The following is a 19,735-nucleotide window of genomic DNA, read 5'->3' on the forward strand; positions in this document are numbered from 1 at the left end:
CAGTGCGCCCGTACTGCAAGCAAGGGGGTACGGCGGCATGGGCCGGGGCGCACGGAAATCGTGCTAGAAGTCACGCCTTCGGCCGGGTAAGTCGTGCCTGCGGCGGAATGCGTCGTGCTCCCCGCTCGTACATGCGTGCGCCCGGCCCGCGACTGCGTGCGCCGGGCGGGAAGGGGCCGCTCGGCGGGGAGGAGCCGCTCGGTGGGTTCGCGGACCTGGGCCTGTGGTCGGCGGGGCCCGTTCAACTCGTCACCGGCGCACGGTCGGGGCCCGGTGGCCCGGGTCTGCGTTCCGGGTCGTCGAGCAGGATCGCGAGGTGGCGTCCGACGTGGTTGTCCCAGCCCTCGGGTCCCAGCGCCAGAGCCTCCTTGCGCCAATTCCCGGCGCGCGTCACCAGGCTGGACAGGCCCCGGTCCTGGACCATCTCGGCGACCGCTTCCTTGAACGCGGGGTCACCGCAGTCGCCGCGGTGCCAGATCATCGCGGGCACACCCGCCCGCAGGCCGGCCATGAACTCCTGGTGGCTGGCCGGGCAGTCGGTGCCGGGCGGTTGGCTCAGGACCAGGCAGACCGCGTGGTCGTCCTCCTTCAGTTCGCGCTCCAGGTGGAAGTGCGACTGACCGGGAGGGTTGATGTACGAGTGGCTGTCGGCGGGCTGTTCCTTGAGCTGGCGCCACTTCTTGTGCCAGGGGCGGTGCCAGGCGGCTTTCCGGAGGCGTTCGAAGGACCGGATGAGCACGGCGTAGTCCATCACCAGGGGTGTCGGCGACGAGGAGGAGGACTCCTTGTGCCACCACTCCACGGGCTCCCCCAGCAATTCCCACGGGAGGATGAATTCCAGGACGACAGGTTGCCTCAGGTCCGCCCAGCGCTCCTCGGTCTGCTCGATGAGGACCTCGACCTCGGCGGGCAGCTCGTCGCGGTGCAGATGCAGGGTCTCGCCCGGCACGGGATGCCAGCCCTCGGCGTCCGACTGGCGCCAGTGCGAGAGGAAATAGCGGTCGGGATCCACTCCGTCGGGCTCGAACTGGATCATCAGGTACGCGGGCACCATGGGCGGCGGGGCCTGCTGGGCCAGGCCGCTGCGCTGCCAGTCGGCGATCTGCTCCTCGAGCCCCCAGGCCCTGGCCTGCTGACGGTTCCAGCGACGCAGGTCCTCCGCAGCCTCCATCTGTCCGTCCTCCACGAGCCGTTCGGCGGCCAGGGCCAGGAACGCCATGCTGACGGGGAGTTCCTTCGCGGCGGTGTTGTCGCCGGCCAGTCGTAGGAAGACTGCCCATCCCGTGTCGCACCACGCGGGCAATTCCTGCGTGCGCGACCGGCTGGCGCGCCGGGCGAGCGTGGCGAGCCCTGCGGACGAGCGCATGTCCCGCAGGATCGGCTGCAAAGGATGCAGGTCGGCGCCGTCGAAGAACTCCACGGCCTCCCATTCGTCCACGAGCCGCCGCAGCGACAGAATCGCGGAGGACTGCTGCTCCAGATACTGCAGGCAGCGCACCAGACTCGTGAGGCCGTCAGGGACCTGCGCGCAGTGCTCCACCAGCTGCAGCAGCCAGGGCCGCAGCGCCGCGTTGCGCAAGGGGTCCACGGGGGATGCCAGCTCGTCGCTCAGCATGCGCACCCATAGGTCGGCGCTGTTCTCCTGTCGTACCGTGCTCGAATCCTGCAGTACGTCGACGATGTCGGCGACCAATTCGTTGCGAACCCTCGCCGGGCTGCGCCCTTCCACCCCCGTGACCTCCCGATCGCCACCAGCAGCCAGCAGTCAGCACTCATGTGAATCCGTGGTGCGGCACCGTCAAATCGATGGTGGCGACAAGCGTACGGCCAGAGCCCAGCTCAGGGCAGGCCTCCGGCCATTCGCGGGCTGAGCTGTGACCATTGGACGTGCACTGTCAACTCCTCTGTGTGCGAGTCCAGTTCGCGGCGCGCTCAGGTGCCCGCCAGTCCTGATTTCAGGCCCGCCCCGCACAGCGGCACCACCGCGCTCCGCTCGCCCAGCGCGCCGTCCCGTACGGCCGCCCAGCACGCGACCCCGGTGGCCTCCACGAACAACCCCCGGCTCGCCAGGTCACGTTGGGCGGAGCGGATCTGGTCCTCCGTGACCGTCAGGAAACCGCCGCCGAAGCCGCGTACGGCCCGCAGGATCTGCCGGGCCCGGGGCGGGCGCGGGATCGCGATGCCCTCCGCGAGCGTGGGCGCCGCCGGGGTGTTCCCCAGGGGCTCGTCGGCTCCCGCGCGCCAGGCCTCGGCCAGCGGGGCGACCGCGGCGGCCTGCACGGCGTACAGCGTGGGCGCCTTCGCGATCAGGCCCGCCGCGTGCAGTTCCCGTACCGCGAGGACCGCGCCGAGCAGCAGGGTGCCGTTGCCCACGGGCAGGACGAGGGCGTCCGGGAGGCGGCCGCCCAGGTCTTCCCAGAGCTCGTGGACGTACGTCTTGGTGCCGTGCAGGAAGTAGGGGTTGTGGACGTGCGAGGCGTAGAAGGTGCCCGGCTCGTCGGCGGCCGTCCGGGCCGTCCAGGCCGTCTTCTCGCGGTCGCCGGGGACGACCTCGAGGCGCGCGCCGTGCGCTCCGATCTGCTCCAGCTTCTTCGGTGACGTGCCCTCGGGGACGTACACCGTGCAGGGCAGTCCGGCCCGCGCGCAGTACGCGGCGACCGCCGTGCCCGCGTTGCCGCTGCTGTCGGCGATCACCCGATCCGGGGCGAGCCGCTGTGCGAGGGCGGCGAGCATGACCGCGCCGCGGTCCTTGAAGGAGAGCGTCGGCATCAGGAAGTCGAGCTTGGCCGAGATCGCGCCATCCAGCGGTACGAGGGGTGTGCGGCCCTCGCCGAGCGAGAAAGCGGGGGCGGGCAGCGGCAGGGACTCCGCGTACCGCCACAGGGAATTGACCCTTCCGTTCAACGATTTCAGCGATGCGGGATTGGGGGAGAAGTCCAGGTCGAGCGGGCCACGGCAGACGGGGCAGCACCAGGCGAGCGTGCCCGCGGGGACGCGGGTTCCGTCGGTGGGGCAGAAACAATCCGGCAATGCTGTCATGTACGCAGGCTAGTTGGGGCAGTTGGGGCTGATGTGTCATGACGGGTGCGTGGCGGTCATGTTACGTCCGGTCCTGACCCTTGTGAGATTCCTATGGGTCCGCCAATCTTTCGTCCCGACGGAGGCAAGAGCAGGTGGATCGCCGTCGCATTGACGCCGTCGAATTGACATGCCCCTGCCTTCCCTGTGCCTGCCGTCGTGCACGTGAGCACCACCGGCACCACCCCCCACCAGCGCGCCACCTATTGAGGAGGACCCCTCAGATGGCAGTGATGCGTCATACCCGCCGAAGAATGGCCGGGATCAGCGCGACAGCGGTCGCAGCCCTCGCCCTCGGCCTCGTCTCCGCCCTCCCGGCGGCGGCTCAGCCGGGTCAGGCCGAAGGCACCGTCGAGAACGCCGGGGTCCCCGGCGCGATACCGGGCAGCTACATAGTCAGTCTCGACGAGGATGCCGCGAAGGCGGGCTCCAAGGCGGGCAAGGCGCTGGCCGAGGAGTACGGCGCCGAGATCAAGCGCACGTACAAGAAGGCGCTCAACGGCTACGCGGTCGAGCTCTCCGCGGCCGAGGCCAGGAAGTTCGCCGCGGACCCGGCGGTCGAGTCCGTCGTGCAGAACCGCACGTTCACGGTCGACGCCACCCAGCCGAACCCGCCGTCCTGGGGCCTGGACCGCATCGACCAGAAGACGCTCCCGCTGAACAACTCGTACACCTATCCGGACTCCGCCGGTGAGGGCGTCACGGCGTACGTCATCGACACCGGCGTCCGCATCAGCCACAGCGACTTCGGTGGCCGTGCTTCCTACGGATACGACGCGATCGACAACGACAACACCGCACAGGACGGCCACGGCCACGGCACGCACGTCGCGGGCACGGTCGGCGGAACCCTGCACGGCGTCGCCAAGAAGGCGAAGATCGTCGGCGTGCGCGTCCTGAACAACCAGGGCTCGGGCACCACCGCGCAGGTCGTCGCCGGCATCGACTGGGTCACCCAGAACGCGGTGAAGCCCGCCGTCGCGAACATGTCGCTCGGCGGCGGCGCCGACAGCGCCCTGGACGCGGCCGTCCGCAACGCCGTCGCCTCCGGCATCACCTTCGCGGTCGCGGCGGGCAACGAATCCGTCAACGCCTCCACGCGCTCTCCCGCGCGCGTGACCGAGGCCATCACGGTCGGCGCCACCACGAGCACCGACGCCAAGGCGAGCTACTCCAACTTCGGCAGCGTCCTCGACCTGTTCGCGCCGGGCTCGTCCATCACCTCGGCCTGGAACAGCAGCGACAGCGCGACGAACACGATCTCCGGTACGTCGATGGCGTCCCCGCACACCGCGGGCGCCGCGGCGCTCTACCTCGCCGACAACCGCACGGCGACCCCGGCGCAGGTCTCCGCGGCGCTGGTCGCGGCGGCCTCCACGGGCGTCGTCACCAGCCCCGGGTCGGGTTCGCCCAACCGCCTCCTGAACGTGGGTCCCGGCTCGACCAACCCCCCGGGCCCCAAGTTCGAGAACACGACCGACTACGCGATCAACGACAACGCCACGGTCGAATCACCGGTCACCGTGAGCGGCGTCCCGGGCTCCGCCCCCGCCGCCCTGAGCGTGCCGGTCGCCATCAAGCACACCTACGTGGGTGACCTCCAGGTGCAGCTGATCGCGCCCGACGGCACCGCGTACACGCTGAAGGGCTACGGGACCGGCGGCAGTTCGGACGACATCAACACCACGTACTCGGTGAACGCCTCCTCGGAGACGGCCAACGGGACGTGGAAGCTGCGGGTGAGCGACAACGCGGCGCGGGACACCGGGAAGATCGACTCCTGGGCGCTGCAGTTCTGAGGGCTCCCTTGGGTGACTCTCTGAGTGCCCTCCTCTAGCTCCCCACCTCGTCCTCGCGAAACGGCTCCGGGTCGGCGACCCAGCCCGCCGCGAGGACGAGGCGCGAGGTGCGGTGGACGGCGAGGAAGCCGAAGGGGCGGTCGAAGACGGCGTCGACATCGGTGGTGAGGTAGCGCTCTTCGGGGATGCCCGAGGCGCACGCCTCGAAGGCCGTGACCGCCGCGGCCCGGAAACCGAGTGCTCCGAAGGTGGCGGTCGCCGCCTGCGCGCCCTTCCTGACCGTCAGCGGGAGCGGGCTGATGCCGGAGAAGTGGCCGTCAGCCGTGTCCGTCGTGGCCGTGGTCAGGCCGAACAGCGGGCTGTGGGCCAGCAGGTCGTGCCGCGCCGACAGCGTGAACGGCACAGTGGTGACGTTCAGGGCCGAAGGCATGGGGCGCGTGCAGCGCACCTTGCGCACGCTCAGTCCGGGGCCGACGTCCCCGTAGGGCAGTCGCGGGCCGGGGAGCACCGCACGCGTGCGCGCGAGGATGTCGACGCCCGCGCCGAGGACCTGTCCGGGGCTCATCCGCTCCTCCCCGAGGAGGAGATGGACGTCGACTCCGGTGTCGCCGATGACCTTCAGCTCGGTGACGGGCCCGGCCGGGGTCTCGGCGACGCCGACGCGGTCGAGGAGTGACGTGGTGCGGTACAGGGACGCGAGCTCGCGGCCCGACCACGGTCCGCTCTCGGGCCACAGAGCGCCCTCGGTGAAGGGCCGGAACCACTCCGTGCGCAGGGCCAGCGCGCTGGCGAGGACGAACTCCGCGTCGTCGTCGGGGCGGAGGGGCATGCGGTCGATCTGACCCCCGGTGCGCTTCGACGCCCACGCGTCCAGAGCCGCCGCGTCCGCTCGGGAATCCCCGGTGAGTACGCCGAGCGCCGCCAGGGGGAGGTCTGCCGACCACTGCTCGCGCAGCTCCAGGGTGCGCTTGGTCCACAGCCCGATGGCCGCGTCCACGCCCCGCATCGCGTCGACCGATGCCAGCATGTGCCGCCCCGCGCCCGCCGCGTGGTCCGCCGGGAGCCCGACGGCCTCGGTCAGCTCGGACCGGGCCTCGCCGTGCGCTCCGGCCGCCAGGAAGGCCAGCAGGGGCCATACGCCCGCCGCGGAGAAGACGGTGCCGCTGTGCGCGGGGGCCGTGTCGGCCCAGCGCGCGGTCAGCCTGTTGACGGCTCTCACCGTGACGGCGGATATGGCCATGTGATCCCCCCGCTTGGCGCCGCACGCGATGCGCGGCCTCCTCGCGACGACCGGCCCGTTTCCGACTGGTCCGTTCCCGACCAACCCGTTCGCGACCGGCCCGTTCGCGTCTGGAGCACCGTACTCGTGGATAGGCGCGGCCACTCAACCACTCAGCTTAAGGGCCTTTTGTCCGCTTCTGTGATAGTTCTTCGGCGTGACGACCGTCGTGACGCCGACCGTCGCCGGCCGGCGAGGTCCGAGGCCCGCGGCGCCGGACTCTTCCCCAAGGGGCAGCCGCAACGTCAGGAACGGGACCAGGCGTTCGTGTGTCGCGCACCTCTCCCGCGGGCTTCTCGTCGTCGTCGCTCTCCTGAACGCCGCTCTGGTCGTGCTCGTCGCGGCCCCGCTGCCCCGCATCTCCCTGCTGGTGCTCGTCGCGGGAGCGATCACCTCCTGGGGGCTCGTGATCGTGCCGCCCGCGGTCCTCGGCCTGGTCGCCGGAGTGGCCGCGGGGCGGCGGTATCCCTGGTGCGCGGGCATGGCCGTGCTGACCGCCTTCGTCGCGCTCGTGTACGGCGTCATGCCCTACGCCGCCGCGTACCGCACCGCCGAGGAGCACGGGCAATCCCTGGCCCCCGGGGACTACTTCGAGGGCGTCAACTACGCCAAGGCCCCCGACGGCGACCGCACCCGCCGTTACGCGCGCATCGGTGAGCGGCGCGGAAAGCTGGACCTCTGGACCCTGCCGAAGCGGGACGGCGTGCGGCATCCGGCCGTGGTCTGGGTGCACGGGGGAGGCTGGAACAAGGGGCATCGGGGTCAGAGCCCGGCATGGAACCGCTGGTTCAACGCGCGGGGCTGGTCGGTCTTCGACATCGACTACCGGCTCGCGCCCCACGTGACCCAGCTCGACCAGATCGGCGACGTGAAGTGCGCCGTGGGCTGGGTGCGGCGCCACGCGCGCGTGTTCGGCATTGATCCCGACCGCCTGGTCCTCGCGGGCAGTTCGGCGGGCGGCAACCTCGCGCTCGCGGCCGCCTACACGGAGGGTGATGACCGCGTCCCGTCATCCTGTGCGGTGCGTGACAGCTCCGTCGCCGGGGTGATCTCCCTCTACGGGCCGACCGACATGGGTCGCCTCATCGCGGGGACCGCGCTGCGCGGCGACCCCATGATCCCGCGTCTGATGGGCGGTTCGGCCAAGGCCGTCCCCGCCCGATACCTCCTGGGTTCGCCCGCGAAGCTCGTACGGACGGATGTGCCGCCCACGCTGCTGCTGCACGGCAGCGCGGACCGGGCGGTGCCGGTGGCGCAGGCGCGCGAGCTGGCGCGGCGGCTCGATGCCGTGGGGGCCCCTGCGACGTACGTCGAACTCCCCTGGGCGGACCACTGTTTCGACGTGAACTGGGGTGGCTGGGGGAGTCAGATCGCGCGATCGGCGGTCGCCCGCTTCCTCGCCATCCGGGGCGAGAGCGCCTGAGCCCCGCCTCGTGAGGTGTCCCGGGTGTCCCGGAAGGGTGATCGCCATAGCTGCGGAAAGCCCCTGTGTAAAGACCTGGGCACCTCAAAATCATCACTTCGGGTGATTCCTTGGCCTTGGGTTGCGGCCAACAACCCACGGTTGCCAGGCTGTTGCTGTCTGTCAACCTGATGGGAGTGGCCAGTGACTTTCGGTGAACAGCCGGCGTATCTGCGTGTCGCGGGTGATCTCCGCAAGAAGATCGTCGACGGTTCGCTGCCGCCGCACACCCGACTCCCCTCGCAGGCCAGGATCCGCGAGGAGTACGGGGTGTCGGACACGGTCGCCCTCGAGGCACGCAAGGTCCTGATGGCCGAGGGCCTGGTAGAAGGACGTTCCGGCTCGGGCACGTACGTGCGCGAGCGCCCCGTGCCCCGCCGTGTGGCACGCACCGGCTATCGGGCCTCCGGCGGCTCCACGCCGTTCCGTCAGGAGCAGGCGGAGGACGGCGCGCGCGGCACCTGGGAGTCCCGCAGCGAGCAGGTGGAGGCGGCCAGTGCGATCGCCGAGCGGCTGGGCATCCGCGCGGGCGACCGCGCGATGTGCACCAAGTACGTCTACCGCGACGCGGGCGAGGTGATGATGCTCTCCACCTCCTGGGAGCCCCTCGCCGTGACCGGACGCACTCCGGTGATGCTCCCCGAGGAGGGGCCGCTGGGCGGCTGTGGAGTGGTCGAGCGCATGGCGGCCATCGACGTGGTCGTGGACAACGTCGCGGAGGAGGTCGGCGCGCGCCCGGGGCTTGCGGAGGAGCTCATGGCGCTCGGCGGTGTCCCCGGCCATGTGGTGATCGTCGTCCAGCGGACGTACTACGCATCGGGCAAGCCGGTCGAGACGGCCGACATCGTGGTCCCCGCGGACCGGTATCGCATCGCATACCACCTGCCGGTGAAATGACCGGGCGCTCCGGCGTACGCCCGCATGCCGGACGGACGCGTCCGCCTGCCGTGATCGCGAGTTAACGCCCGCCCCGCTTCCGTAACGCCGGAGCAATCAGGCCCTGTGATGTCTTGTCATGTACGGCTCCTAGCTTCGTCGCCCGTACCCGCAATCCGGTCGGACGACAGGAACCCTCATGACGGATACGGCCACCCGCGACACCAGCGCAGCCGCAGGACCACCACCCAAGCGCAGTTACGCGAAGATGGCGGCCGACGAGAGCCGCGAGGACTACTCCCTGCGGTACGCGCCGCACTCCTTCCGGCGCTGGTCGCCGACGATGGTGGCGTCGACCGCACTCGGCGGCATCGCCTATCTCGCGGACTTCGCGATCGGCGCATCCATCGTCTTCACCTACGGCTTCACCAGCGGACTCGCCTCGATCCTGTGTGCCGCGACGATCATCTTCGTCACCGGTATCCCGATCGCGCGGGCCTGCGCCAAGTACGGCCTGGACATGGACCTGGTCACCCGCGGCGCGGGCTTCGGCTACTTCGGATCGACGCTGACGTCGCTGATCTACGCCTCCTTCACGTTCATCTTCTTCGCGCTCGAAGGCTCGATCATGGCCCAGGCCATGCACCAGGCCGTCGGACTCCCGGTGGAGATCGGCTACTTGATCACCACCCTCATCGTGATCCCGATCGTCTTCCGCGGCATGGGCGCCCTGGCCAAGGTGCAGGCCTGGACGCAGCCGATCTGGCTCATCGGCATGGTGCTGCCCTTCGTGGTGCTCGCCTTCGAGGCGCCGGACGCCTGGGGCGCCTTCGGCTCCTTCGGAGGCACCGAGGGGGCGGGCAGCGGCTTCTCCTGGGTGGCCTTCGGGCTCGGCACGGGCGTCGCGCTCTCGCTCATCGCCCAGATCGGCGAGCAGGCGGACTATCTGCGCTTCATGCCGGCCAAGACCGAGCAGAACAAGAGGCGTTGGAATCTGGCCGTTCTCGCGGCGGGCCCCGGCTGGGTCGTCATCGGCGCGGCCAAGCAGCTGGGCGGCGCGCTTCTGGCGTTCGCCGCGCTCGAAGCCGTGGGCAGGACGCACGCGCTGGAGCCGATCGCCCCGCAGATCGAGGCCCTGAAACCCTGGCTCGGTTCCTTTGCGCTGCCCGCGGCGGCCCTCTTCGTGATCGTCTCGCAGATAAAGATCAACGTGACCAACGCCTACAGCGGCTCGCTGTCCTGGTCGAACTTCTTCTCCCGCATCACGCACCGGCACCCGGGCCGCGTCTGGTACATCTTCCTCAATCTCGCCATCGCGCTGACGCTGATGGAGATGAACATGTTCGCGGCCCTCAACAAGCTGCTCGGCTTCTACTCGAACGTCGGCATCGCGTGGATCGTGGCCGTCGCCGCCGACCTCGTCATCAACAAGAGGATGGGCTGGAGCCCCCCGTACATCGAGTTCAAGAGGGCCTATCTGTACGCGGTGAACCCGGCGGGCTTCGGTTCGATGGTGATCGCTTCGGTGGTGTCGATCCTGGCCTTCTTCGGCCTTTTCGGTCAGTACGCGGAAGCCTTCTCGACGTTCATCGCGGCCGGCCTGGCCCTGATCCTGTGCCCGCTGATCGCCTGGGCGACCAAGGGCAAGTACTACCTGGCGCGTCCGAATCCGGTGAACGGCCCGCACGTCGACGTCCCCGACGTGACGGCCATGTACGCGTGCGGTGTCTGCGAGACGGCGTACGAGCTTCCCGACATCGCGGACTGCCCCGTGCAGTCGGGCCCGATCTGCTCGCTTTGCTGTTCGCTGGACGCGGAGTGCGGCGACGTCTGCCGTACGGCGCCGTCGAGTACGCCGGTGCTCATGCCGATGCCGACGGTGCGGGCCGACTGACGCGGGGCGTAGGCCGGCTCGCACCGTCGGCCCGTTGTCACCAGGGGGCGCACTCGACAGAGTGCGCCCCCTCGACGTTGGCCAATTGCGTACCTCTTTGTGCAAAGTCGTATCCGCTGAGTAAAGGTCGGGCGTAGGCTCGGGCATATGCGGATTGCGGTTTCCTTACTGATCGAGGCGTGGCGCGCGCCGAGGGCGGCGAGCGGAGGGGCGCGATGAATGACGGAACGGTCGTACTGCCCTGGTTCGTGATACGCCAGGACGACAACGGCAACCGCTACAGGGTGGGCAGGTACGCGACGAAGGCCGAGGCCGAGAAGATCGCGCACAGCCTCGACGACGACGGCCACAAGCAGCTGTACTGGGTGGAGAAGCTGAGCCAGAACGGCAGCGCGCACTGACCGCATAGGCTCCGCCGCATGACGGAACGGATCGTGGTGGGCGCCGCCCTGTACGACGACGGACGCCTGCTCGCGGCTCGGCGCAGCGCGCCCCCCGAGCTCGCGGGCCGCTGGGAACTGCCCGGCGGGAAGGTCGAGCCCGGCGAGCGCCCCGAGGAAGCCCTGGTGCGGGAGCTGCGCGAGGAACTGGGCGTCGACGCCGAGCCGGTCGCGCGCGTGCCGGGCGAATGGCCGCTCAAGCCGGGGTACGTCATGTGGGTGTGGACGGCGAAGCTCCGCTCCGGAGCGCCCGAGCCCCTGGAGGACCACGACGAACTGCGCTGGCTCTCGCCGGACGAGGTCTGGTCGGTCCCTTGGCTGGACGCGGACATTCCGGCGGTGGCGGCCGTGACCGGGTGCGGCTAGGGGAGCGCGCGAGGTGATGTCTTCCCGCACTTGAGCCCCACCTACGCCGTTCGTGCCACAGTGCGCCTTGGTAAGCGGTAATTCCGGCGGGATATCGGGTATGTGCCCATTAACCCCATGAAACCGGACAAGGGTCCGCTGTTGCTGGTCTGGAAGTGATCGGCGTGATCGACACCGAAGGCGACTGCGCCGAGTGGGATTTTCCCGCGGACCCGGGCGCCGTGCGCATGGCCCGTGCCGTCGTCCGCAAGCAGCTGGGAGCCTGGGGCCTCGCCGCCCTCGGTGATGTCACCGTCCTCCTCGTGAGCGAACTGGTGACCAACTCCCTGCGGCATGCCTCGGGCCCCATCGGAGTACGGCTCGAACGCCGGCCCGGACCCCTGGGCACACTCCTCGTCGAGGTCTCCGATCCGCTGCCCGACCCGCCCCGGGAGCGCGACGCCGCGCCTGATGACGAGGGGGGCAGGGGTATCCAGTTGGTGGCCCGCGCCTCGCGGCGCTGGGGGACGCGACAGGGCAGGACGGGGAAGACGGGGAAGACGGTGTGGTTCGAGCTGGTGCTGCCGGGTTAGAAGACTGGCAGCGTGAGACGGACACAAGACGGTCACGGGCCAAAAAGGGTTGAGTCCGTGCTGTGATCGTGAACGCCGTGTGGCATGGCTCCGTAGTGCTGGATACTGCGGGCAGCCGCATCCGGTGACCGGTGCCGGACGTGGTGAGCTGGAGGGGACGGTTCGCGTGAGCGAGATACCAGCGAAGGCGACGGAGCAGGACGGGCCGTCGGGCGACGCCAGGGGCGAAGCTGCGGATGACGTGATGTGGCAGAGCAGTCCACCCGGTTCCATCTATGACTACATCAAGGTGGCCTCGTTCTCGATCGGCCCCGACGGTCTCATCGACCAGTGGAGCCTGCGTGCCGAGCGGCTGTTCGGAGTGGCCGCCGACGACGCCGTGGGCAGGGACCCGATCGAGGCGTTCGTCCCGGCCGAGCTGCGCAGCAGCGGGCACCGCAAGATGGCGGAGATCCTGGACGGCAGGGAGTGGACCGGATCCGTCCCCTTCCGGACGCCCGCGCGGGCCGACGGGCCTGACGGGTCCGGCCTGACTGACGGGTTCGATGGGCCTGGCGGGTCCGGCGCAGGCTCCTTCAAAGGCTCCGAAGGCATCGCCGAGGTCTATGTGATGCCGACCGAGACCGAGGAGGGCGATCGCGCCGCCGTCTGCATCGTCGTCGACGTACGGGCGCTGCGGCAGATCGAGACCGACCTCGCCGCGTCGCAGGCCATTTTCGGCCAATCTCCCTTCGGGTTCCTGTTGTTCGGCACCGACCTGAAGGTGCAGCGGGCCAACCGCCGCTTCGCCGCGGTCTTCGGGGGCGGCGTCGAGGACCACCGAGGCCGCACGGTCCACGACTATCTGCCGCGCCACGAGGCCGACCGCATGGCCGCCGCCCTCAAGCGGGTCCTGGAGACCGGCGACGCCGTCACGGACATGCAGATCGTCGGCCCCGCCCCCGGCAGCAACGACCGCCGCCACTGGTCGATCAACCTCTACCGCGTGCACAGCGGTTCGGGCCGCCCCATAGGCATCGCCGGCCTCGGCACCGACGTCACCCGGCGGCACGCCGCCGCCCGCGAGGCCGCCCACGCCCGCCGCAACCTCGCCCTGCTCAACGAAGCGGGCGCCCGGATAGGCAACTCCCTGGACCTGGAGACGACCGCGCGCGAACTGCTCGACGTCACCGTCCCCGGCTTCTGCGACCTCGCCTCCGTGGACCTCTACCAAGGGCTGCTCGACGGCGACGAGACACCTCCCGGCCTCGCCGACGGGAGCGCCGAGCTGCGCCGCGTGGCCTTCGCGAGCGCCGTCGCCGACGCGCCCTTCCCGGACGGCGGCCACCCCGTCGACGTGGGCGCCGTGCACCGCTTCGGCTTCACATCCCCCTGCGCCGACGCCCTGCGCACGGCACGGCCCAGGCTCGTCTCGGCGGCCGACGACGGCTCCGCGAGCAGGCTCACCGGCGGGCTCGTCCAGTCGACGCTCGCGGTGCCGATGGTCGCCCACGACACCGTCGTCGGCCTCGCCCAGTTCTCCCGCACGAAGGGGAGCGAGCCCTTCGGAGAGCGAGATCGCGCCCTCGCCGTCGAGCTCGCCGCACGGGCCGCCGTCTGCATCGACAACGCCCGCCTCTACCGCCGCGAGCACGAACGCGCGCTGATACTGCAACGGTCCCTGCTCCCGCCCGACGACCCCGAGGCGTCAGGACTGGACATCGCCTGCCGTTATCTGCCGGGCAACGCGGCCACCGAGGTGGGCGGCGACTGGTTCGACGTCATCGAACTGCCGGGCCACCGCACCGCGCTGGTCGTCGGCGACGTCATGGGACGCGGCCTGCGCGCCGCCGTCGCCATGGGCGAACTGCGCACCGCCGTACGCACCTTGGCGCTCCTGGACCTGGAGCCCGCCGAGGTGCTCTCCGCGCTCGACGAGATCGCCCGCGGCCTCGGCGACCCCTCGGGCACCCAGCAGGCCACCCGAGCGGCCCGCCAGACGCGCTCCGCGAGCGAGACGGACCTCTCCGAGGTCTACCTCGCCACGTGCGTCTACGCGGTCTACGACGCCGTCACGCGCCGCGTCACCTTCGCCAACGCGGGACACCTGCCGCCCGTGCTCGTCGAACCCGGCGAATCGCCGCTCATGCTCGACGTGCCGCCCGGCATGCCGCTCGGCGTCGGCGGCGAGCCCTTCGAGGAGGTCGAGGTCGAACTGCCCGAGGGCGCCCTGCTCGCGCTCTACACGGACGGCCTCGTCGAATCCCGCGACCACCCCCTCGACGAGGGCCTGAACGCCTTCGTACGGGCGCTCGACGACCCCGCGCCCGCCCTCGAGGACGTCTGCGACCACGTCCTGAACACCCTCGACACCCACCACGGAGAGGACGACATCGCGCTCCTCATGGCCCGCATCCAGGGTCTGCCGGCCGAAGCCGTCGGTGACTGGACGCTGGAGCGCGACCCGAAGTCGGTGGGCCGGGCCCGCGAACTGGCCTGCGCGCAGCTGCGCTCCTGGGACCTGGACCCCCTCTGCGACACGACCGAACTGCTGGTCAGTGAACTGGTCACCAACGCCCTGCGGTACGGCGAGGGCGACATCCGGGTGCGGCTCCTGCTCGACCGCACCCTGGTGTGCGAGGTGTGGGACGCGGGGCTCGTCCAGCCGCGCCGCCGCCGGGCGCGTGACACGGACGAGGGCGGTCGCGGGCTGCAGCTGGTCGGCCTGCTGAGCGCCGCCTGGGGCTCGCGCAGGACGCCGCGCGGCAAGACGGTGTGGTTCGAGATGCCGTTGCCGGACAGCGGGGTGCAGCCGATGGACGCGGCGGAGGCGCTGCTCAGCCTGTTCTGAGTACGCCTACGGGGTCATGTGGTGGCTTTGAGGGCGGCGAGGCGGGCTTCGACCTCCGCCGTGTCGCCCAGGCTGTCCAGCTGCTCGAACTGCGCGTCGAGGGAGGACGCGGCGAGTTCCTGCTTGCCCAGCGCCCTGGCCTCCTCGCGGCGCACCTTGTCCTCGAAGCGGCTCAACTCGCTCGCCGGGTCGAGGACATCGATGCTCTGCGCGGCGTCCATCATCTGGTTCTGCGCCTGCGCGGTCTTGGCGCGGGCGACCAGCTGATCGCGCTTCGACTGCAGCTCGGTCAGCTTGATCTTCATCTGGTCGAGACCGGACTTCAACTTGTCGACGACCTCGGTCTGGGAGGCGATCGTCGGCTCGGCGTCCTTGGCCTCCCGCTCGGACTGCAACTGCCGCTGCAGCGCGACCTTGGCGAGGCCGTCGAACTTGTCGGCCTCCACGTCGCTTCCGCCCGAGCGCAGTTCGTCCGCCTTCTTGCTGGCGGCGACCGCCTTGGAGCCCCATTCGGCCGCCGCGTCCTGGTCCTCCTTGTGGTCCAGTTCCAGCATCCGCAGATTGCCGATGGTGGTCGCGACCGCCTCCTCCGCCTCCCGGATGTTGTTCGTGTAGTCGCGGATCAACTGGTCGAGCATCTTCTGCGGGTCCTCGGCCTGGTCCAGGAGGGAGTTGATGTTGGCCTTGGCGAGCTGCGCCACGCGCCCGAGGATCGTCTGCTTCGTCATGCTGGCTCCTTCTTATGAGGGTTGAGGGAGGGGCGGTGGGAGGGACACGGGAGGGATACAGGTGGGGCGGTGGGAGAGGCTTGGGTGCTTGGGCGGGCGAGTCTCAGAACCTTCCGCCTCCGCCCATCCGCCCCCGGGTTCCCCCGCCGCCGAAGCTTCCGGGGCCGCCTCCGCCGAAGCCGCTCCCTCCGAAGCCGCCGCCTCCGCCGCCCGTTCCTCGGCCCATGCCGCCGAAGAGCTCGCCGAGGATGATGCCGCCGAGGACCGCGCCGCCCATGCCGCCGCCGCGCCCGCCGACGCCTCCTCCGTAGGGGTTGCCGTAGCCGCGTACGTCTCGCTCGGCGAGCTGCTGGGCCTGGCGGGCCTGGGCGTCGGCCTGCTGGGCCTCGGCGAGCGCGGCGGGGGCGTCGGTGTCCTGGGCGGCCTCCGCGCCCGAGAGGTGCCGCTGAGCCTCGGCCAGGCGGGTCCTCGCCTCGCTGCCCACCCCGCCCCGGTGGGTGTCGATGAAGTCCGCCGCCGTTCCCACGGCGCTGCGCGCGGTGAGCAGGGCCTGACCGAGGAGGGCCGCGGCGCGGCGGCTCGTGACCTCGCGTTCGCGGGCGCCCTTGAGGGACTCGTCCAGGACCGTGTCGGCCTCCTCCACCCGGCGCAGGGCGTCGATCGGGTCGTGCGGGCCCGCCGCCATCGCCTTGCGGACCTCGGAGACCACCGTCTCCGCACGGGCGATACGGCCGTGCAGATCGGCCGTGGAGGCCCGCGCCCCGGTGCCTTCGAGGAGGCCGCGCGCCTCGGCGAGGTCGGTCTCCGTCTCGGTGAGCGCGGCGGGCAGCTTCTCCGCGGCCAGCGCAAGCTCGGCGGCGAGGCGCTCGACGGCGTCCACGAAGGTGGCTGCCTGGTCGACGGCGCCCTCGGCGGCACGCAGGTGGACGGCGGCCTTGCCGTTGTCGCGCGCGTCGATGGCCTGACGGGCCTCGTTCAGGTGGGTCGTGGCGAACACGAGCCGGTCCTTGGCCTGCTCGACGTGGCCGAGCACGGGCGCCGACGCGGACGGCGCGTACCGTTCGCGGATCGTGCCGAGGGTGGTCTCGGCCGCGGTGGTGCGGCCCGTGACGTCCCGGAAGATCTGCTCGGCGTGGTTCAGGGCCCCCGCCACGTCGCGTTCGAGTGCGCGCAGCTGGTCGAAGCCCGCGGCCTCCGCGTCGAGGCGGCGGCCGGCCTCGGTGCAGCGCGCGATGATCTCGTCCAGCATCGTGCGCCGGGTCGTGTCGTCCTCCGGGTAGGCGTCGTCCAGCTGCTGGCGCAGCTTGAAGGCCGTGGTCAGCTCGGCACGCGCGTACGCGAGGGCGTCCGTGAAGGGCCGCACCGCCTCGTCGCCGAACTGCGCGGTGGCGAAACCGAGTTCCTCCGCACTGGTGCGGATCGCGTCGTCGGTCTCCACCAGGAGCTGCTTGCTCCGCTTGTCGAGTTCGGGGAGCGTCGTCTGCTGCACGCCCGCCGCTCCCTTGCCCCAGCCGCCCCCACCGGGCGTCGTACGCGTGGTGCTGCGCTTCTTCCGCCGCCCGTACGCCACCGCCGCCAGGGCGCCCGCGCCGCCGACCACCACGATCGGCAGCACGAGGTCACCGGCCGCCGTCTCGTCACCACTGCCGCCGCCTCCCGGGTCGGCGGCTCCCGGGGTGATGGCCGGGGTGGGGACGGGCCGGCCGGAGAGCACCGCGCTGTAACCGTCGGCGGCACCGATGGCGGCCCCTGCCCAGTCGTTCTGCCGCAGGGCGGGCTTGATCGCGGTGGTCGCGACGTCCCGGAGCTGCTCCTCGGTGAGCCGTCCGCCGACGTCGGCGGAGTAGGCGTACTGGCGGTCGTGCGTGGCCACGGCGAGCAGCAGGTCGTCCAGGCCGAGCCCGTTCCGCTCGGCCGTGGCGTCCGTCCAGTCCTGCGCGCCGCGACCGGAGAAGTCGCGCACGTAGACGACGAAGAGCTGGAGGCCGCGGTCGGCGTAGAGCTGGTCGAGCGCCCGCTCGGTGGCACCCTCGCGGTCACCGAGGGCGCCCACCTTGTCGGTGATCTGGCCGTCACGGGAGAGCGTGACCGGATCATCGGCCGGGGCGGCGAGTGCCACGGGGGCGGACAGGAGCAGCAGGCACCACGCGAGCAGTGCGGTGGCTGCCGCTGTCGCCCGCACGGCCATGTGCGAGGGCGGCGTCACATTTGGGAGCGTATGACCGTCTTCGGACGTGCGCGACCGGGAGCACGACCGGTGCCTCCAGTGCCCTGTGATGCCACAGCACCGCCCAGCAGTACGCCCGTACGAGTACCGGCTCTACACCGAAACCGGCACCGACACCGGCACGGGCACCGACACCGACCCGGCACCGACACCGGCTCTACGCCAGCACCAGTTCCACCGCCGCCTCCAGCCACCGCACCTCGTCCGCCCCCAGCGTGGGATTCGCCGCCCGTCGTGCGCGCGCCTCCGCGAGGTGGGTGTCGGCCGTGGCCCTCACGTCGATCGCCGCGTCCGTCAGGAGGGTGGCCAGGGCGATGCGTGACCCCGTCGCCTCGGGCCTGCCGCTCACCGCGACCTCCGCGAGGATCAGCGCCGACATCGCCCAGTCGAGTCCGGGCGCGCCCTCCTCCGAGGTGGTCCAGTCGATCACCACGGGGCCCTCCGGCGTGAGGATCACGTTCTCCGGGTGGAGGTCGAGGTGCAGGACGTGGTCCGTGGGCGAGGTGGATGAGCGGGCCGGCAGGGCGTGCAGCGTGTGCAGCAACCGGGCGAGGATCACCGCCGCTTCCTCCGGCGTGATCGCGCCCCGCATCGCGGCCTCCGCCATGGTCGGCCCCACGAGCCGCCCCATGACCAGGTCGGTGCTCGGCGCCCCGGGCTCGGCCGGACGCACCCGCGGCACGGGATACCCGTGCTCCGACAGATACGTCATGACGGCGGCCTCATCCGTCGCGTCGGCCCCGTCCCGGTAGCGGCGCAGCACCCATGTGTCGTCCAGCGCGAAGACATCCGCGGTGCGACCCGAGCCGAGCAATCGATCAGTCGTCCCCATCCCGGGAGCGTAAGCCGCCTCCCGCACCCCGCGCAGCGAGACCGTGCCTCAAGCGCCTCACCCCGCGAACTCCACCTCCGGGTACTTCCCCGACGGTCCGTCCAGCAGGTGATCGTCCTGGTCTCGCAGCCATCGGTCGAAGAACGACGTCGTGTACGCCCGTTGCGCTGCCACCGCGCGGCCCGGGTCGACCGTGCCTATGTGTTCCTCGATCACCTTCTCGTCCACCCCGGCCTGCGGGAGCAGCGCGGCGAGGTCCGTGTACGTCTGGTGCATGGAGCCCCGCAAGGTCAGGTTCCGCTTCCAGCCGGTCGAGTGGGACCAGAACGCGCGCCACGACGGCTCCGTCGTACGGTCACTGCCCTGTCGGCCCATGAGGAGGAACGGGCCGCTCAGGCCGTGCCGGGCCACCGGCGTCAGATGCGTGCCGTTCGGCTCGGGGTTGTTCTCCAGGGTGCCGTCCATGTTGATGCCCGCCTTGACCCGGTCGTCCTCGTACATGGTCTCGGCTGCCGCGATGCCGCCCGCGGACTGGCCGAACATGCCGACCCGCTCGCGGTCCACGACCTTGGAGAGGCCGTTCGGCAGCGCGCCGAGGCGGTCGATGACGAACTTCGAGTCGGCCACCCGGACGTCCAGGACCTTCTTGAGGAGCGCGGGCAGTGCTTCGTTCTGTTCCGCTTCCGCCAGTGCCGCACGGAGCGGGGCGTCGTCCTTGACCGAGCCGTCGGGGAACTGCACGCCCGGCGCCTCGTAGGTGTGGTCGATCGTCACCACCACATAGCCGTGGCTCGCGAGCTCCTCCACCGCTGAAGTCCCCCACGTGCGTGGGTCGTTGGCACCCGCCGCGTACAGCAGGACCGGGCGGCGGCCCCCGCTCGTGTCGGCCGGCGCTCCCTCCCGTGCGTGCGTGCGTAGGGCGGCGAAGTCGATCGCGTCCTTCGGTATGCCGTGGGGCGCTGTGGCGTTCCAGCGATCCGCCGCTCCCGGCGTCATGTACGGAGCGAGGCGATGTCCGGCCGCGCCGCCCGCCCTGCCCGCCGCCGGATACCAGACGCTGATGATCAGCTCCCGGTACGGCACGGATTCCACCCAGGGATCGTGCCGTGAGGTGTCGACGACGCGGGTCGACACCGTGCCGATCCGGTGCGGTCCCGTGGGCGCGGGAAGCTGCGCCTGACCATTCACGGGCCGGGCCTGCGCGGGCCCGGCCTGCGCGGGGGCCGGGGCGGCGGCCAGCGTCGCCGCCGCCAGACCGGCCGCCGCGAGACCGAGCACCGAACGCCGGGTCACGGCCGAACGCGAAGCTGAGCGCGAAGCCGAACGAGTCACAGCCGAGGAAGAGTTCATGC

The 19,735-nt window shown here is 71.0% G+C and carries 15 protein-coding genes; 8 read left to right on the forward strand and 7 right to left on the reverse strand.

What is annotated here, in order from left to right; genetic code table 11:
* Positions 1-241 precede the first annotated feature (241 nt).
* A complete protein-coding gene (locus tag AB0M70_RS14795; RefSeq protein WP_365820144.1) occupies positions 242-1,729 on the reverse strand; it encodes a hypothetical protein in 1,488 nt (495 codons plus the stop codon).
* Positions 1,730-1,932: 203 nt separating this feature from the next.
* Complete coding sequence (locus tag AB0M70_RS14800; protein ID WP_365820146.1) at positions 1,933-3,039, reverse strand: threonine synthase; 1,107 nt, start codon at positions 3,037-3,039, stop codon at positions 1,933-1,935.
* 263 nt (positions 3,040-3,302) lie between these two features.
* Between AB0M70_RS14800 and AB0M70_RS14805 the strand changes: the two genes are divergently transcribed.
* A complete protein-coding gene (locus AB0M70_RS14805; protein ID WP_365820148.1) occupies positions 3,303-4,877 on the forward strand; it encodes a S8 family serine peptidase in 1,575 nt (524 codons plus the stop codon).
* A 34-nt stretch (positions 4,878-4,911) separates the two neighbouring features.
* Here the strand turns inward: AB0M70_RS14805 and AB0M70_RS14810 are convergent, their stop codons facing one another.
* Complete coding sequence (locus AB0M70_RS14810; protein WP_365820150.1) at positions 4,912-6,117, reverse strand: serpin family protein; 1,206 nt, start codon at positions 6,115-6,117, stop codon at positions 4,912-4,914.
* Between the two features lie 196 nt (positions 6,118-6,313).
* Here AB0M70_RS14810 and AB0M70_RS14815 point away from each other — a divergent pair, with 196 nt between their 5' ends.
* From AB0M70_RS14815 to AB0M70_RS14845, 7 genes are all read left to right on the forward strand, one after another.
* A complete protein-coding gene (locus AB0M70_RS14815; protein ID WP_365820152.1) occupies positions 6,314-7,579 on the forward strand; it encodes an alpha/beta hydrolase in 1,266 nt (421 codons plus the stop codon).
* Positions 7,580-7,762: 183 nt separating this feature from the next.
* Positions 7,763-8,515 (forward strand): GntR family transcriptional regulator, encoded by a 753-nt coding sequence (locus tag AB0M70_RS14820; protein WP_365820154.1) that lies wholly within the window; start codon positions 7,763-7,765, stop codon positions 8,513-8,515.
* Between the two features lie 178 nt (positions 8,516-8,693).
* Positions 8,694-10,388, forward strand: a complete 1,695-nt coding sequence (locus AB0M70_RS14825; RefSeq protein WP_365820156.1) for a hypothetical protein — start codon at positions 8,694-8,696, stop codon at positions 10,386-10,388.
* 215 nt (positions 10,389-10,603) lie between these two features.
* Complete coding sequence (locus AB0M70_RS14830; RefSeq protein ID WP_365820158.1) at positions 10,604-10,789, forward strand: SPOR domain-containing protein; 186 nt, start codon at positions 10,604-10,606, stop codon at positions 10,787-10,789.
* An 18-nt stretch (positions 10,790-10,807) separates the two neighbouring features.
* Positions 10,808-11,194, forward strand: coding sequence for a (deoxy)nucleoside triphosphate pyrophosphohydrolase (locus AB0M70_RS14835; RefSeq protein WP_365820160.1), 387 nt, complete (start codon positions 10,808-10,810; stop codon positions 11,192-11,194).
* Positions 11,195-11,349: 155 nt separating this feature from the next.
* On the forward strand, positions 11,350-11,766 hold the full coding sequence (locus AB0M70_RS14840) for an ATP-binding protein (RefSeq protein ID WP_365820162.1): 417 nt from the start codon (positions 11,350-11,352) through the stop codon (positions 11,764-11,766).
* 166 nt (positions 11,767-11,932) lie between these two features.
* On the forward strand, positions 11,933-14,596 hold the full coding sequence (locus AB0M70_RS14845; RefSeq protein WP_365820164.1) for a SpoIIE family protein phosphatase: 2,664 nt from the start codon (positions 11,933-11,935) through the stop codon (positions 14,594-14,596).
* Positions 14,597-14,610: 14 nt separating this feature from the next.
* Here the strand turns inward: AB0M70_RS14845 and AB0M70_RS14850 are convergent, their stop codons facing one another.
* From AB0M70_RS14850 to AB0M70_RS14865, 4 genes are all read right to left on the reverse strand, one after another.
* The gene (locus tag AB0M70_RS14850; RefSeq protein WP_365820166.1) at positions 14,611-15,324 is read right to left on the reverse strand and encodes a PspA/IM30 family protein; all 714 of its coding nucleotides are present in this window, start codon (positions 15,322-15,324) and stop codon (positions 14,611-14,613) included.
* A 103-nt stretch (positions 15,325-15,427) separates the two neighbouring features.
* Positions 15,428-17,512: a TPM domain-containing protein gene (locus AB0M70_RS14855; protein WP_365820678.1), complete on the reverse strand. Its 2,085-nt coding sequence runs from the start codon at positions 17,510-17,512 to the stop codon at positions 15,428-15,430.
* A 196-nt stretch (positions 17,513-17,708) separates the two neighbouring features.
* A complete protein-coding gene (locus AB0M70_RS14860; RefSeq protein WP_365820168.1) occupies positions 17,709-18,383 on the reverse strand; it encodes a phosphotransferase in 675 nt (224 codons plus the stop codon).
* A 57-nt stretch (positions 18,384-18,440) separates the two neighbouring features.
* Entirely contained in the window at positions 18,441-19,676 is a 1,236-nt protein-coding gene (locus AB0M70_RS14865) for a hydrolase (protein ID WP_365820169.1), read from the reverse strand.
* Positions 19,677-19,735 lie beyond the last annotated feature (59 nt).

This window comes from Streptomyces sp. NPDC051214, assembly GCF_040682375.1.
Classification (GTDB): Bacteria; Actinomycetota; Actinomycetes; order Streptomycetales; family Streptomycetaceae; genus Streptomyces.

Coding starts and splice junctions, on each gene's coding strand:
- AB0M70_RS14855 (WP_365820678.1), bottom strand. CDS start 17,512: ATGGCCGTGCGGGCGACAGCGGCAGCCACCGCACTGCTCGCGTGGTGC.
- AB0M70_RS14825 (WP_365820156.1), top strand. CDS start 8,694: ATGACGGATACGGCCACCCGCGACACCAGCGCAGCCGCAGGACCACCA.
- AB0M70_RS14800 (WP_365820146.1), bottom strand. CDS start 3,039: ATGACAGCATTGCCGGATTGTTTCTGCCCCACCGACGGAACCCGCGTC.
- AB0M70_RS14810 (WP_365820150.1), bottom strand. CDS start 6,117: ATGGCCATATCCGCCGTCACGGTGAGAGCCGTCAACAGGCTGACCGCG.
- AB0M70_RS14805 (WP_365820148.1), top strand. CDS start 3,303: ATGGCAGTGATGCGTCATACCCGCCGAAGAATGGCCGGGATCAGCGCG.
- AB0M70_RS14850 (WP_365820166.1), bottom strand. CDS start 15,324: ATGACGAAGCAGACGATCCTCGGGCGCGTGGCGCAGCTCGCCAAGGCC.
- AB0M70_RS14860 (WP_365820168.1), bottom strand. CDS start 18,383: ATGGGGACGACTGATCGATTGCTCGGCTCGGGTCGCACCGCGGATGTC.
- AB0M70_RS14830 (WP_365820158.1), top strand. CDS start 10,604: ATGAATGACGGAACGGTCGTACTGCCCTGGTTCGTGATACGCCAGGAC.
- AB0M70_RS14835 (WP_365820160.1), top strand. CDS start 10,808: ATGACGGAACGGATCGTGGTGGGCGCCGCCCTGTACGACGACGGACGC.